The sequence below is a fragment of the Shewanella sp. HL-SH2 genome, assembly GCF_051164935.1.
GTDB lineage: Bacteria > Pseudomonadota > Gammaproteobacteria > Enterobacterales > Shewanellaceae > Shewanella > Shewanella glacialimarina.
On sequence record NZ_CP195035.1, the window covers coordinates 1,616,052 to 1,630,570 of the forward strand.

Sequence of the window (14,519 nt, forward strand, 5' to 3'; positions counted from 1 at the left end):
ACTAGAAAGAGTGGCTCATTACGTCAGTCGAAGAGTTAATAATATTTTCAGATGATTACATAACAGCAGTCAGGACTGGTAAGTTGTCATTTTTGCCAGCTTAAAGGAACATGTATGACAAATTTAGCCTCTTTACAGCAAGCAGATAAAGCACATTTTATTCATCCATTTACAGACTCTAAAGCCCTTGGCGAGAAAGGCACTCGTGTGATTGAGCGCGCCGAAGGTGTCTATATATGGGATGTCCAAGGTCATAAATTATTAGACGCAATGGCAGGGCTTTGGTGTGTAAATGTGGGTTATGGCCGACAATCAATTGTCGATGCCGCTTGTCAGCAGATGCAAAAACTTCCTTTCTACAACAGCTTTTTTCAATGTACTCACCCACCAGCTATTGAGTTAGCAAAAACCATTGCCGAACTAGCCCCTAAACACATGAATAGTGTGTTCTTTACCGGTTCTGGATCTGAATCAAACGACACAAACTTACGCATGGTGCGACGCTATTGGGATTTAAAAGGTCAACCCAATAAAAAAACCATTATAAGCCGACACAATGCTTACCATGGTTCTACAGTAGCGGGTGCAAGTTTAGGCGGTATGTCTGGCATGCACGAACAAGGGGATTTACCTATCCCCAAAGTAGTGCATATCGCACAACCCTATTGGTATGCCGAAGGGGGGATTTAACGCCCGATGCATTTGGTCTACAAGCTGCCCAAGCACTAGAAACTAAAATATTAGAGCTAGGTGAAGATAATGTTGCGGCATTTATTGCCGAACCTTTTCAGGGGGCTGGCGGTGTTATCATTCCTCCATCCACATACTGGCCTGAAATTAAACGTATTTTAGCTAAATATGACGTGTTACTTATTTTGGATGAAGTGATTAGTGGTTTTGGCAGAACGGGGCATTGGTTTGCAGCTGAATACTTTGACCTACAACCTGATTTTATTTCAATAGCAAAAGGCATGACATCTGGTTACGTGCCTATGGGTGGCGTAATAATTGCAGACCGTGTCGCGGATGTGATTAAACAGCAATGTGGTGAATTTACCCACGGTTTTACCTACTCAGGTCATCCGGTTGCTGCGGCTGCTGCATTAGAAAATATCAATATTATCAAACGAGAAAAATTAGTTGAAAAAGTGGCTACTGAAACGGCACCGTATTTTCAACAACGCTTACAACAATTAGCTGAGCATCCATTAGTGGGTGAGGTAAGAGGCTTAGGTTTGGTTGCTGCTATTGAGCTAGTGCAAGATAAAGCGAAACGCCAGCGTTTTTCAGCCAAGATTGGTGTGGGAACTTGGTGTCGAGATTTTTGTATCGAGCATGGTTTGGTGATGCGGTCAGTGGGCGATACTATGATTATTTCTCCGCCACTGGTTATTACCAAGGCAGAGATCGATGAGTTGGTTGATAAGGCTTTAATGGCCCTAAATGACACCTACACTAAATGTTTAGCCAGTAAGGCATATTGATATCAATTACTGTGACGTTGAATTTTTATGAATGATTAGTGGTTTTTTAAGCAATTAGATTGTTACTATCTAGTAATTAAAAAGGTTTTTGATAGAATCCAAAAAAATTATAGCATTTGCATTTTGCTGTGATGTTACCGATGCAGAAATATGATGTAGCATTGGATAATTTCCTTTTTATAAGGGAATGATAATAACGCTTTAAAAGCGAATAACTGTCAGCACAGTCCTGACCATTATCCAAGTAAGGGAGAACATATGAAGCTACTTAACAAACTGTCTACCATAGCGCTTATTTCAGCGTCGGTATTTGCCAGCACTTCGCTGCATGCTGAAGAAGTTGTCAAGATGTACAATTGGTCTGACTATATCGCAGAAGATACCTTAGCAAACTTTGAAAAAGAGACTGGCATTCGCGTTATTTATGACGTGTTCGACAGTAACGAAGTGCTAGAAGCTAAATTGCTTTCTGGTCGCAGTGGTTATGACATAGTGGTTCCATCAAATCACTTTTTGGCTAAGCAAATTAAAGCGGGTGCCTTTCAAAAGCTAGATCGTACTAAGTTGACTAACTATGCCAACTTAAAACCGGACTTAATGAAGCAGCTTGAGAAAGCCGATCCTGCTAATGAGCATGCCGTACCATACTTATGGGGCACTAATGGTATTGGCTATAACATTGATAAAGTTAAAGCTGTGTTAGGTGAAGATGCGCCATTTGATTCATTAGAGCTTATTTTTAATCCTAAATACGCAGAAAAAATCGCATCATGTGGTTTTTCAATGCTAGATTCTGCAGACGACATGCTGCCGCAAGCGCTCATTTATCTTGGTTTAGATCCGAACAGTAAAAATGCCGCTGATTATGAAAAAGCTGCTGAAGTACTTGCCAAAGTTCGTCCGTATATCACCTACTTCCATTCATCGCGTTATATTTCAGATCTCGCTAATGGGGATATTTGTGTCGCATATGGTTTCTCTGGCGATGTATTCCAGGCTGCCGCTCGAGCAGATGAAGCGGGTAATGGCAATAAAATCGGTTATTCTATTCCAAAAGAAGGTGCCAACCTTTGGTTTGATATGTTAGCGATTCCACAAGATGCCACAAACGTTGATAACGCCCATAAGTTAATTAACTATTTATTGCGTCCTGAGGTAATAGCACCTATCAGTAACTATGTTGCTTATGCTAACCCTAATACTCCTGCACAGGCGCTAGTTGATGATGCAATCAAAAATGATCCAGCAATTTATCCACCACAAAGCGTAATCGACAAGCTGTACATTGGTGATATTCGCCCAATGAAAATTCAACGAGTTGTGACACGTGCTTGGACTAAAGTGAAATCTGGTCAGTAGTCAGATCCACATATTAGGGCAAGGTAACTTGCCCTAAATACTTAGCCCTTTCATCAATCAGATTTTAATGTTCTTTGTAACCCCAAATAATAATCAATGTTACAGAACACATACTCCAACTAGGCGGAGCAGTATCATGGAAAACACCTCGGGCGTCACTAATAAACCAACCACAAAGACGCAAGATAAAGTACTCCTTAAAATTGATCGAATTAGTAAACTATTTGATGATGTCCGCGCAGTCGACAATGTGTCACTGACCATTAATCAAGGTGAAATTTTCGCATTATTAGGTGGCTCAGGCTCAGGAAAATCAACCCTATTACGTATATTGGCCGGTTTTGAAAAGCCGACTGAAGGTCGCATTTTTCTGGACGGTGTCGATATTACCGACATGCCTCCCTATGAACGCCCTATCAATATGATGTTCCAATCCTATGCATTATTTCCACATATGACGGTAGAACAAAATATTGCCTTTGGCTTAAAACAAGACAAAATGCCCAAAGCTGATATTGCTCAACGCGTTGAGGAAATGCTCAAGTTGGTGCACATGGAAACATATGCTAAGCGTAAACCACACCAATTATCGGGTGGTCAGCGTCAACGTGTCGCCTTGGCTCGTTCATTAGCTAAAAGACCTAAACTATTACTACTTGATGAGCCTATGGGCGCATTGGATAAAAAGCTGCGTACTCAAATGCAGTTAGAAGTGGTCGATATTCTTGAAGCCGTAGGCGTGACCTGTGTCATGGTAACTCACGATCAAGAAGAGGCCATGACGATGGCAGGGCGTATTTCTATTATGAATGAAGGTTGGATTGCACAAACTGGCAGCCCAACAGACATTTATGAGGCGCCGAATAGCCGTATGGTTGCTGAGTTTATTGGCACAGTAAATTTATTTAAAGGCGATATTATTGCCGATGAAGCCGATCATGCCATTATTAAATCACACACTTTAAAACAACCTTTTTATATTGGACACGGTATTTCTACCAGTTTAGATAATAAGACTGTGATGCTTGCTGTGCGCCCTGAAAAAACCATCATTACCCGTGAACAGCCTGAAGGTGAGTATAACTGGGCCAGAGGCGTAGTACATGATATTGCCTATTTAGGTGGCGTTTCAGTATTTTATATTAAGCTAAGAAACAAGCAAATTGTTCAGTGCTCAATGATTAACCGTGAACGCCGATCGGATCACCCAACATGGGAAGAAGAAGTCTTTATCAGTTGGGAAGACACCAGCGGGGTTGTATTGCAATCATGATGAATCCATTTAAACGCCTAATAGGCCGACATTTGACCATGGGTATCCCTTACCTATGGTTATTGATGTTCTTTGCACTGCCTTTCGCCATTGTGTTGAAGCTGAGTTTTTCAACTGCTGCGATTGCTATTCCTCCCTATGAGGCAACCTTTAGTTTTATCGATGAGACATTATCCATCTTTTTGAATTTTGGTAACTATTTACTATTGTTACAGGATTCAATGTACTACGTTGCCTATTTAACTTCACTTAAAATGGCACTCATAGCCACCTTAGGTTGTTTGTTATTAGGCTTCCCTATGGCTTATGCCATTGCTAGAGCGCCAACACGATTTCAACCTGTGTTATTACTGTTAGTGATGCTGCCATCATGGACATCATTTTTGATCCGTATTTATGCCTGGATGGGTATTTTAAGTAACACTGGCTTAGTGAATAACTTCTTAATCTGGCTTGGGGTCATTTCTGAGCCTATTCAAATGCTCAATACTAACTTTGCCGTGTATATTGGTATTATTTATGGCTACCTGCCATTTATGATTTTGCCCTTATATGCCACTTTAGTGAAACTGGATATGAGCTTAATTGAAGCCGCATCTGATTTAGGTTCTAGTAGTCTCAATACCTTCTGGAAAATTACGCTGCCTTTATCAATGGGGGGAGTGGTAGCTGGCTCAATGCTAGTGTTCATTCCTGCTGTCGGTGAGTTTGTTATTCCTGAGCTATTAGGTGGTCCTGATTCATTAATGATCGGTAAAGTATTGTGGCAAGAGTTCTTTAATAACCGTGATTGGCCTGTGGCTTCATCTTTGGCTATTGTCATGTTAGCACTGTTAATTGTGCCAATTACCTTGTTCCATCGCTATCAGTCACGTGATATGGAGAACGATGCATGAAAAACTTAAGTTTCTCTAAAATCATGTTGTGGTTCGGTTTACTTTTTTTGTATGCCCCGATGCTTATTTTGGTTATTTATTCTTTTAATGAATCAAAACTGGTTACAGTCTGGAGTGGGTTTTCACCAAAATGGTACGGTGAACTGTTTCAAGATGAGCAGATTTTAAGTGCCGTGTGGGTGAGTTTACGTATCGCATTTTACAGTGCAACTATGGCGGTCATTATTGGCACTATGGCGGCGTTTGTCATGACACGTTTTCGTCGCTCATGGGCTAAGTTGACCTTATCTAACATGATCACCGCGCCATTGGTTATGCCTGAAGTGATCACTGGTTTATCTTTACTGTTATTGTTTGTGCAAATGGCTGATACTTTTGGTTGGCCAACTGAACGCGGAATGCTAACAGTGTGGATAGCACACTCAACATTTTGTGCCGCTTACGTAGCCGTTGTGGTGTCGTCAAGATTGCGCGAGCTAGACAGATCAATTGAAGAAGCCGCGATGGATTTAGGGGCTACGCCACTAAAAACCTTCTTCTTGATTACGGTTCCTATGATATCGCCAGCGTTAATTGCTGGTTGGTTATTATCATTTAGTTTGTCATTAGATGACTTAGTGATAGCCAGCTTTGCTTCCGGGCCGGGTTCTACAACCTTGCCTATGGTGGTGTTTTCATCAGTGCGCTTAGGGGTGTCGCCTAAGATTAATGCGTTAGCGACCATCATTATTTTTGCAGTGTCTCTTGTTGCATTCCTGTCCTGGTACTTTACTCGACGGGCAGAAAAGAAAGCGCAAAAAGCGATGGAGTCATAGGGTATTACCTTGAAATAATAGAAGCGCGTCATGATGATATTTCGATTCATCAACGCGCTTTTTTATTATCTATAATAAGTCATCACTCGAGTCTTAATCTGGATTAAACGTCTTTAATTGGCTCTCGAGTAATTGATCTTTGATGGGCTTTTTTGTGGATCACTTGTCGGTTTAACTAGACCACCATGGCTGAGATACCAAAATGTAAATAACCCAAATTTAGATAACCCAAACTCTTCAAAATAAGCTGTATTCATACCTATTAGTCATGCTAATAATAGTGCAGGATTATGGTTTTATAGTGTTTAATATTTTCAACAAACTGTAAATAATTATACCTTTTCGGCTAGTTTTTATGATGACCTAGGTGTAGGATGAGACTGTTATATTTTGCAATGTACATATAAAGGAAGTGCTATGTCTGCTACACCTCATACTAGTTCATATTACGCCGCATCGGCCAACGATAAAGTTGAACGCCCTCGTCTAGAATCTGTTATAGAAACAGATGTTTGTATTGTTGGCGCAGGTTATACAGGCTTATCAGCGGGGCTTCATCTTTTAGAAAGTGGCATGAGGGTAGTTATCCTTGAGGCCGCCAGAATTGGCTGGGGTGCATCAGGTCGAAATGGCGGTCAAATTGTTAACTCTTTTAGCCGTGACATAGACAGTATTGAAAAAGTGGTTGGCAAAGAGCAAGGCAAACTTTTTGGTGAAATGGCATTTGAAGGTGGGCGTATCATTCGTGAACGCATTGCCAAATATAATATTGATTGTGATTTAAAGAATGGTGGCGTTTTCGCGGCTATGAATAAAAAACAAATGGGCCATTTACGTTCACAAAAAGACTTGTGGGAAGCCCATGGACATAATCAACAACTTGAAATTTTAGATCACGATGCTATTCGTAAAGTGGTTGATTCGGACCTATACGTTGGCGGCTTATTAGATAAAAGTGGCGGCCATATTCACCCTTTGAATTTAGCATTAGGTGAAGCCCGTGCGGTTGAATCTTTAGGTGGATTAATTTTTGAAGACTCTGCTGTTATTAATATTGACGATGGTGCATCACCGGTTGTGCATACAGCGCAAGGTCAAGTTAAATGTAAGTTCGTAGTTGTTGCTGGTAATGCCTATTTAGGTAAGTTGCTGCCTGAATTACACGCTAAGTCTATGCCATGTGGTACTCAAGTAGTGACTACAGCGCCCTTATCTGATGAGATGGCTGCCAGTATTTTACCGCAGGATTATTGTGTCGAAGATTGTAACTATTTACTCGACTACTACCGTTTAACCGGAGATAAACGTCTAATATTCGGTGGTGGCGTGGTATATGGCGCGCGTGATCCCGCCAATATCAAAGCGCTTATAGAACCTAAGCTGCTGAAAACATTCCCCCAACTTAAAGGGATTAAAATTGATTATGCTTGGACAGGTAATTTCTTAATGACCTTGTCGCGTTTGCCACAAGTTGGCCGTATTGGCCACAATATTTATTACTCTCAAGGCTGTAGCGGCCATGGTGTGACATACACACATCTTGCGGGAAAATTGATCGCAGAAATGCTAAATGGCCAAGCAACTCGCTTTGATGCATTTGCGGCATTACCTCATTATCCGTTCCCTGGTGGACACGCCTTAAGAGTGCCTTTTAGTGCTATTGGTGCCTGGTATTACACTATGCGCGATAAGTTTGGCGTATAAGTTTTGGTATTTAGATTAAGGAGATCATCATGGTATTGAATGACCCAAGTTTATTACAACAGCAATGCTATATCGATGGCCAATGGGTCAGTGCAAACTCTGGTGATACCATTGCGATAGCAAACCCGGCCAATCACGACATTATCGGCCATGTACCTGTAATGGGCGCGGCCGAGACATCGGCTGCCATCGATGCGGCGAATAAAGCATTACCTGCCTGGCGTGCTCTAACGGCTAAAGAGCGCAGCAGCAAATTGCGTCGTTGGTTTGAGTTATTAATTGAAAACGCAGATGATCTTGCGTTGCTGATGACAACCGAGCAGGGCAAGCCGTTAGCCGAAGCAAAAGGCGAAGTTACTTATGCAGCCTCATTTATTGAATGGTTTGCTGAAGAAGCTAAGCGCATTTATGGTGATACTATTCCTGGCCATCAAGCTGATAAAAGACTGACAGTTATCAAGCAACCTGTGGGTGTTACTGCGGCAATTACGCCTTGGAATTTCCCCGCTGCTATGATTACCCGAAAGGCAGCACCGGCATTAGCTGCTGGTTGTACTATGGTGGTTAAACCTGCGGAGCAAACTCCCTTTACGGCATTAGCATTAGCTGAACTAAGCCGCCGGGCTGGTATTCCTGCTGGGGTATTTAGTGTGGTTACAGGCAATGCTATTGAAATTGGCAATACCCTGTGTGAAAGCCCTATTGTGCGAAAATTATCATTTACAGGTTCAACTGGGGTTGGCATCAAGCTTATGGCGCAATGTGCGCCTACGCTTAAAAAGTTATCATTAGAATTAGGCGGTAATGCGCCATTTATTGTGTTTGATGATGCCGACATAGATGCCGCAGTCGAAGGTGCAATGATTGCTAAATATCGCAATGCTGGCCAAACCTGTGTGTGTGCTAATCGTATCTATGTGCAAGCGGGAGTGTATGACACTTTCATCCAAAAGTTTGCCGATGCTGTCGCCAAATTGAAAGTAGGTCATGGCACTGAACAAGGTGTCACCATTGGACCACTGATTAATGCCAATGCTGTAGCAAAAGTGCAAAGTCATTTAGATGATGCGTTAGCAAAAGGTGCCAGTGTGGTTACCGGTGGCAACCCCCACGCATTAGGCGGTTTCTTTTTTGAGCCCACTATAGTGCGTGATGTCAATAAAACCATGTTAGTTGCCCGCGAAGAAACCTTTGGTCCTTTAGCGCCAATCTTCAAGTTCGATAGTGTAGACGATGTAATTAATCAGGCCAACGATACTGAGTTTGGTTTAGCAGCCTATTTTTATGGCCGTGATATTTCATTGGTTTATAAAGTGGCAGAAGCACTAGAGTACGGCATGGTTGGTGTTAATACTGGACTTATTTCGACAGAAGTTGCGCCATTTGGCGGAATAAAATCTTCAGGTTTAGGCCGTGAAGGGTCAAAATTTGGCATCGAGGAATACCTCGAAATGAAATATATCTGTATGTCTGTGTAAGGGTATAGGCAATGAATAAAACAAATGAACAATTAATGGCTCGTCGCCAGGCAGCTGTTGCGCAAGGTGTAAGTCAAATTCATCCGCTTTTCATAGAGCGCGCTGAAAATGCTACCGTTTGGGATGTTGAAGGGCGTGAATATATCGATTTTGCAGGCGGTATTGCGGTGCTTAACACTGGCCACTTACACCCAAAAGTAAAAGCTGCGGTTCAAGCGCAGTTAGATGATTTTTCCCATACTTGTTTTATGGTGCTAGCGTATGAAAGCTACGTAGAAGTGTGTGAGAAATTAAATCAGTTAGTGCCAGGTGACTTTGCTAAAAAAACAGCGTTATTTACTAGCGGCTCTGAAGCGGTCGAAAACGCGGTTAAAGTTGCCCGCGCTTACACAAAGCGTGCAGGCGTTATTGCTTTTACCTCAGGTTATCATGGCCGTACCATCGCGGCATTGGCATTGACCGGTAAAGTAGCCCCTTACAGCAAAGGCATGGGACTGATGTCTGCTAACGTGTTTAGGGCTGAGTTTCCGTGTGAGTTACATGGTGTGTCTGAAGATGCCGCAATGGCTTCAATTGAGCGTATTTTTAAAAATGATGCTGAGCCGAGTGACATTGCCGCCATTATTTTAGAGCCTGTACAAGGTGAGGGTGGCTTTTATGCCGCCACGCCAAGCTTTATGAAGCGTTTACGTGAATTGTGCGATACCCACGGCATAATGCTTATTGCTGATGAAGTGCAAACTGGTGCTGGTCGTACCGGAACCTTTTTTGCCATGGAGCAAATGGGCGTAGCCGCTGACATTACCACTTTTGCTAAATCGATAGCGGGTGGTTTCCCGCTATCAGGTATCACTGGCCGCGCTGAAGTGATGGACGCTATTACTGCCGGTGGCTTAGGTGGTACTTATGGTGGCAGCCCACTGGCTTGTGCAGCAGCTTTGGCGGTGATTGAAGTGTTTGAGCAAGAAAAGCTACTTGAGCGAGCCAACACTTTAGGTGCACACATTAAAGCCTCAATAACCACTATGCAAAGTAAGTACAACCAAATTGCTGAAGTGCGTGGCTTAGGTGCGATGATTGCCATTGAATTGATGGAAAATGGTCAGCCCGCACCACAATACTGTCCCAAAGTGCTATTGGAAGCGCGTAACCGCGGATTAATTTTACTATCTTGCGGCACCTACGGAAATGTCCTGCGAGTATTAGTGCCTTTAACGGCGCCTGATGCACAAGTTGATGCGGGTTTAGCAATTATGGATGAAGTCTTTAACGTTGTTTTTAATGGCTAAATATAATTAACGCCCCAATAGTTTAAGTACAAAGTGAGCCCTATTGAGAAATAGGGCTTTTTGTTAGTTTTTATCGGCATTTTTACTATTTTTTCGTCCTATTATTAGAATCTCGACTAAACTTAAAGTCGTATGTGAAATTTTTGACATACCTATAAAGACATAATAAGAAAGTGGAGTAACAATATGAAGGCATTGCCTGTCAAAACGAAATTACTTTGGATCACATCAGGGTTGTTTTTGCTTATCGTGCTGACATTATCACTAAGCTTATGGTGGGGATTAAGCGACAAAAATAAAATTTTAGCGCAAGAGATGGATACCACGTTACAACAAGAAATAAATCAAAAGCTATCCGCTAGGGCCGCTGAATATGGTCAACAAATTGCTGGGTTTATAAATGAGGCTTACCGTATCCCTTATTCTTTTTCTGGAATGGTTGAATATACGTCTGTTCAGGATCCCCTTGCCCGTTCAAAGTTGGCAGACTTGCTGATAGCTAATTTACGCAAAAATGCTCAAATATCATCTATGTATGCTCAATTTGAATCCAATGGTTATGATGGACGTGATAGTGAATATTTAAATGGCTTTAGTCATAGCGTTCCTAATAATGGTAGCTTAGAACTTTACTACACTCGCAATGATGATGGCACGGTTGAGCATCAGCAAGTTGAAGATGCTGCCGAAAAGTATGTCGCGACATTAAATGAATTTGGGATCAGGGAAGCAGAATGGTATCTGTGTGTAAAAGATACTAAAAAGCCTTGTTTGATGGAACCTTACCTGTATGAGATATCTCCAGGTAATAATGCGTTAATGACTTCACTTACCGTTCCTGTTGTAGTGAATAATCAATTTAAAGGTATGGTTGGAGTAGATGTTAATTTACCTATATTTCAAAAGCTTATTGATAAATTATCTCAAAGCCTTTATCAAGGTACTGCAAAAGTCACCTTATTAAGTGAGCGAGGACTTGTAGTTGCAGCAAGTCATTATAATAAAATGGCTCGGCCTTTTGCTGAATCAGTCTCTCCTCAAAAAGCGTCTGAATTAATGGAGCTGCATAAAAATAATAAAATTTATAGTGATGATGACATCATCGCAGTGGCATTCCCCATTTTAATTCCACTCGCCAATGCCACCTGGTCATTGGTTATTGAAGTGCCAAAAGAACAAGCCTTTGCTGCTATCACTAAAATGGATACAGCCATGGATGACATGGCGACTTCATTAGGCAGTTTATTGTTGGTTTTAGGCGTAATTGTGTCAGTAGTCGCAATCGGTGTAATTAGTATTGTGATCCGCAGCATTATTTCACCACTGAATATGATCCAGCAAAGGGTAGAGAATTTAGGCAGTGCAGAAGGGGATTTAACTCAATCACTTCATGTAGATTCCCATGCTGAGCTGATAGCACTAGCCAAAGGTTTTAACTTATTTATTACCAAATTGAGGGATTTGATTATTGGTCTTAAAGGTTTGGCCGATCGTTCGCAATCAGAAAGTCAAAAATCAGCCAAGATTGCTCAGTTAACCCGTGAGAGTGTAAATCGCCAATATGCGGAAATTGACAGTGTTGTTACGGCAGTAAACCAGATGAGTGCCGCAGCATTAGAAGTGGCCAAAGCCTCTGAACAAACTGCGCATGAAACTGAGTCGATGACCAAAAATGTTAAAGAAGGCGAGAAGCGCCTAACTCAAGCCATGGGTTATGTAAATGACATGTCTATAGAATCTGCTCAAGCACAAAAGGCCGTAGAGTTAGTTTCTCAAAGCAGTGGCAACATTAGCGGTATTTTAGAGGTGATTAGCTCTATTGCAGATCAAACCAATTTACTGGCGTTAAATGCAGCTATTGAGGCAGCAAGGGCGGGTGAGCAAGGGCGAGGTTTTGCCGTTGTAGCCGATGAGGTCAGAGCATTAGCATCTAAAACCCAAAACTCAACCAATCAAATCACTAAATTAATTGATGCACTTCAATCAGAAGTGGTCAACGCTTCAAAAATTATCGATAAGGGGGCTAAAGGCGCTCAGTTAGCCGTTGAGCAAACTGAAATGGCATTATCATCGCTTAATGCCATAGTGGTTCAAATTAATGAGGTGTCGTCCCAGGTGACTCATATTGCCACTGCTGCAGAAGAGCAAAGTATGGTCACAGAAGAAGTGAGCCGCAATATTACTGGCATATCTGATTCCGCAGCAGAATTATCACAGCTTGCAGATGAGGCGCAGCAAAGCAGTCATTCGCTTGCTGAGTTAGTACAACAACAGCACACCGAACTTGGTCGATTGAAAACGTAAATTAAGGGCTAAATTCAGCGTTGACATTAGACATTAGACTATGAATTTATACCCGCGCTTTAAGCCAAAAGGCCTAATGTCTATTTTAAGTGTTGTAAGCTGAAAATGAGCATTAGCATTAGCTTGTTAATATCTGATTGCTAGTCGATATCAATAGAATGGATATACTTGATTATAAAGTCTATCCATTCTATGTGATATAAACGTCAATCAAGCATCATCATGATAATTAAATTAGCCTTATGGTCAGCATTTGTTTATGCTCCTTTTTTGCCTCATGCTTTGCTTGTTATGACTGAATTTATTGCCCCACCTTGTCTTGAAAACATTGAAATACTGTTTCAAGATGAACACCTATTATTAATTAATAAACCTTCAGGTTTATTAAGTTTGTCTGGTAAAAATCCGCTTAATATCGACTCGGTTCACTATCGTTTAGTGAAAGACTATCCAGGTTGTACTTTGGTGCATCGTTTGGATTTTGGTACCTCAGGTATCATGCTGGTGGCATTAAATAAACAGATTAATGGACTGTTAACTCAGCAATTTCAAAACGGTTTAGTCGATAAAACCTATACAGCGTTATTATTGGGAGAGATGCCGAGTCATCAAGGGGATATTAAGCTGCCGATCGCCAAAGATGATTTTCCATTAATGAAAATTTGCCATATAAGTGGAAAAGCGGCTCATAGTCACTATCAAGTTATTGACTCTGAACACATAACTGGTGGTCAGCAAATGACAAAAGTGACTTTTACACCAATAACAGGTCGAACCCATCAACTGCGCATACACAGTCAGCAAATAGGGCATCCAATTATTGGCTGCGATCTCTACCCTATTGGTCAATCACAATCTTTGGCTAGTAGGCTAATGTTACATGCTACCTCGCTTTCTTTCATCCACCCAGTCAGTGGCGAGCGAATGAATACTCAATGTATTAGCCCTTTTTAACCCTTTTGCTTTAATTGAACTCAACTCCCGTTTTATTACTGATTCAAGAGGGTTTCTACTGCATCTTGGTACTAAATAATTATTCAAGCAGAAATAAAACTGGTGCATAATAAACGCTCAAATAAAAAATGTTTGATTCTGAGTTGCATAGGGAAAGTATATGATTGGTTCGCCGCTAGATTATTTAGCGTTATTCACTTTTTTGATTAGCTGGATTGGTTACACTCGATTTTCAAAACATAAAGCTAAAACCGCCAATTGTATCGCCAGAGTGATGCATCAACAGCGTATTCATTGGATGACGCAAGTGATTGCAAAGGAGATTCGGGTGGGGGAAGCATCGTTATTAGCTAACCTGGAGCGCAACATAGCCTTTTTTGCTTCGACGACATTGCTTATTCTTGCCGGTGTATTAACGCTATTTTCGCAAGTTGAAAAGCTTGAAATGGTAATTGGTTCTATTCCTTTTTCTGTTTCGCCTAATCATGCATTGGTGCAAGTTAAGCTTGCCTTACTTGCGGGTATTTTCGTGTTGGCATTTTTCCAGTTTACCTGGTCGATGCGCCAGTATGGTTTTGTTAACGTAATGATTGGCGCTGCACCATTGGATAAAACTGGGACTGATATCAACATGCTCGGTTATGCAAGGCAAATGGCAGTGGTACAAGATCAAGCAGCCCATTCGTACAACTACGGCCTACGGTCTTACTATTTTGCTATGGCGGCTTTGTGTTGGTTCCTGCATCCGTTAGCGTTTATTTTTGCTAATTTATTTGTGGTTTATACCCTTTATCAACGTGAGTTTAATTCCCGCGCGGTTCAAGCTATTACCCTTGCTCAAGCACATTTAGAAAAAGACCCTGCATATAGAATGAATGAATAAAGCTAAGTGATAACCCTTTTAACACACAAAAGCCCATTTCAAATGGGCTTTTTATATTCTATTGATGGTAATTAAACAGG

General features: G+C 41.4%; 12 protein-coding genes. All 12 read left to right on the plus strand.

Translation table 11 applies throughout. The features are described from left to right. Positions 1–114: 114 nt before the first annotated feature. On the plus strand, positions 115–690 hold the full coding sequence (locus ACRWP9_RS07005) for an aminotransferase class III-fold pyridoxal phosphate-dependent enzyme (RefSeq protein ID WP_434928518.1): 576 nt from the start codon (positions 115–117) through the stop codon (positions 688–690). Further along, complete coding sequence (locus ACRWP9_RS07010; RefSeq protein WP_434928519.1) at positions 666–1,484, plus strand: aminotransferase class III-fold pyridoxal phosphate-dependent enzyme; 819 nt, start codon at positions 666–668, stop codon at positions 1,482–1,484. Before ACRWP9_RS07005 ends, ACRWP9_RS07010 begins: the two co-directional genes overlap by 25 nt. Positions 1,485–1,742: 258 nt before the next feature. Beyond that, complete coding sequence (locus ACRWP9_RS07015; protein WP_434928520.1) at positions 1,743–2,843, plus strand: polyamine ABC transporter substrate-binding protein; 1,101 nt, start codon at positions 1,743–1,745, stop codon at positions 2,841–2,843. 136 nt (positions 2,844–2,979) lie between these two features. Further along, a complete protein-coding gene (potA, locus tag ACRWP9_RS07020; RefSeq protein ID WP_434928521.1) occupies positions 2,980–4,116 on the plus strand; it encodes a polyamine ABC transporter ATP-binding protein in 1,137 nt (378 codons plus the stop codon). Beyond that, positions 4,113–5,012: an ABC transporter permease subunit gene (locus tag ACRWP9_RS07025; protein ID WP_434928522.1), complete on the plus strand. Its 900-nt coding sequence runs from the start codon at positions 4,113–4,115 to the stop codon at positions 5,010–5,012. Before potA ends, ACRWP9_RS07025 begins: the two co-directional genes overlap by 4 nt. Further along, positions 5,009–5,827 carry an ABC transporter permease subunit gene (locus tag ACRWP9_RS07030; protein WP_434928523.1) on the plus strand — a complete coding sequence of 273 codons (819 nt, stop codon included), beginning with the start codon at positions 5,009–5,011 and terminating at the stop codon, positions 5,825–5,827. The genes ACRWP9_RS07025 and ACRWP9_RS07030 overlap by 4 nt, the downstream gene beginning before the upstream one ends. A gap of 417 nt (positions 5,828–6,244) precedes the next feature. Then, positions 6,245–7,531 (plus strand): NAD(P)/FAD-dependent oxidoreductase, encoded by a 1,287-nt coding sequence (locus ACRWP9_RS07035; RefSeq protein ID WP_434928524.1) that lies wholly within the window; start codon positions 6,245–6,247, stop codon positions 7,529–7,531. Between the two features lie 29 nt (positions 7,532–7,560). Continuing rightward, positions 7,561–9,009, plus strand: coding sequence for an NADP-dependent succinate-semialdehyde dehydrogenase (gene gabD / locus ACRWP9_RS07040; protein WP_434928525.1), 1,449 nt, complete (start codon positions 7,561–7,563; stop codon positions 9,007–9,009). Between the two features lie 11 nt (positions 9,010–9,020). Further along, positions 9,021–10,298 carry a 4-aminobutyrate--2-oxoglutarate transaminase gene (gene gabT, locus ACRWP9_RS07045; RefSeq protein ID WP_434928526.1) on the plus strand — a complete coding sequence of 426 codons (1,278 nt, stop codon included), beginning with the start codon at positions 9,021–9,023 and terminating at the stop codon, positions 10,296–10,298. Between the two features lie 186 nt (positions 10,299–10,484). Further along, positions 10,485–12,602: a methyl-accepting chemotaxis protein gene (locus ACRWP9_RS07050; protein WP_434928527.1), complete on the plus strand. Its 2,118-nt coding sequence runs from the start codon at positions 10,485–10,487 to the stop codon at positions 12,600–12,602. Positions 12,603–12,893: 291 nt separating this feature from the next. Further along, the gene (locus ACRWP9_RS07055) at positions 12,894–13,556 is read left to right on the plus strand and encodes an RluA family pseudouridine synthase (protein WP_434928954.1); all 663 of its coding nucleotides are present in this window, start codon (positions 12,894–12,896) and stop codon (positions 13,554–13,556) included. A gap of 160 nt (positions 13,557–13,716) precedes the next feature. Further along, a complete protein-coding gene (locus ACRWP9_RS07060; protein ID WP_434928528.1) occupies positions 13,717–14,439 on the plus strand; it encodes a DUF599 domain-containing protein in 723 nt (240 codons plus the stop codon). The last annotated feature ends 80 nt before the right edge of the window (positions 14,440–14,519 follow it).